1 rRNA gene is annotated in these 1,416 nt (G+C 57.6%); it reads left to right on the top strand.

From position 1 onward, the window contains the following. A 16S ribosomal RNA gene (locus tag ACIPV1_RS18890) occupies positions 1 to 1,068 on the top strand; the annotation flags it as partial. Between the last annotated feature and the right edge of the window lie 348 nt (positions 1,069 to 1,416).

Raw genomic sequence — 1,416 nt, forward strand, 5'->3', positions numbered from 1 at the left:
AGTGACGGTACCTGCAGAAAAAGCACCGGCTAACTACGTGCCAGCAGCCGCGGTAATACGTAGGGTGCAAGCGTTGTCCGGAATTATTGGGCGTAAAGAGCTCGTAGGCGGTTTGTCGCGTCTGCTGTGAAATCCCGAGGCTCAACCTCGGGCTTGCAGTGGGTACGGGCAGACTAGAGTGCGGTAGGGGAGATTGGAATTCCTGGTGTAGCGGTGGAATGCGCAGATATCAGGAGGAACACCGATGGCGAAGGCAGATCTCTGGGCCGTAACTGACGCTGAGGAGCGAAAGCATGGGGAGCGAACAGGATTAGATACCCTGGTAGTCCATGCCGTAAACGTTGGGCGCTAGATGTAGGGACCTTTCCACGGTTTCTGTGTCGTAGCTAACGCATTAAGCGCCCCGCCTGGGGAGTACGGCCGCAAGGCTAAAACTCAAAGGAATTGACGGGGGCCCGCACAAGCGGCGGAGCATGCGGATTAATTCGATGCAACGCGAAGAACCTTACCAAGGCTTGACATACACCGGAAACGGCCAGAGATGGTCGCCCCCTTGTGGTCGGTGTACAGGTGGTGCATGGTTGTCGTCAGCTCGTGTCGTGAGATGTTGGGTTAAGTCCCGCAACGAGCGCAACCCTCGTTCTATGTTGCCAGCGGGTTATGCCGGGGACTCATAGGAGACTGCCGGGGTCAACTCGGAGGAAGGTGGGGATGACGTCAAATCATCATGCCCCTTATGTCTTGGGCTTCACGCATGCTACAATGGCCGGTACAAAGGGCTGCGATACCGTAAGGTGGAGCGAATCCCAAAAAGCCGGTCTCAGTTCGGATTGAGGTCTGCAACTCGACCTCATGAAGTCGGAGTCGCTAGTAATCGCAGATCAGCAACGCTGCGGTGAATACGTTCCCGGGCCTTGTACACACCGCCCGTCAAGTCATGAAAGTCGGTAACACCCGAAGCCGGTGGCCTAACCCTTGTGGAAGGAGCCGTCGAAGGTGGGATCGGTGATTAGGACTAAGTCGTAACAAGGTAGCCGTACCGGAAGGTGCGGCTGGATCACCTCCTTTCTAAGGAGCATCTGGCCTCGTGTGCCCTTCGGGGTGGGCGTGGTCCAGGCGCCGAGTAACCCGAACGTGGTTGCCGGTAGCTCATGGGTGGAACATTGACAGTGCAGTTGGGAGTGATGCTTCCGACCTCAGTACGCTCTGCTTGCAGGGTTGGGACGGGTTGGGGTGGAGTTGCCTGCTGGTGCACGTTGTTGGGTCCTGAGGGACCAGGCTTCCTGATCTGCCGTGAGGTGGGTTGGGGGTTGGGCCTACGGGTCCTTCGTTGGGCCGCATGAAGCACTGTCACTGGACGGTGGGGAGTGTGGTGCCGATCGTATGTTGAGAACTACACAGTGGACGCGAGCATCT

It is taken from the genome of Curtobacterium sp. NPDC089991 (assembly GCF_044748425.1).
Lineage (GTDB): Bacteria > Actinomycetota > Actinomycetes > Actinomycetales > Microbacteriaceae > Curtobacterium.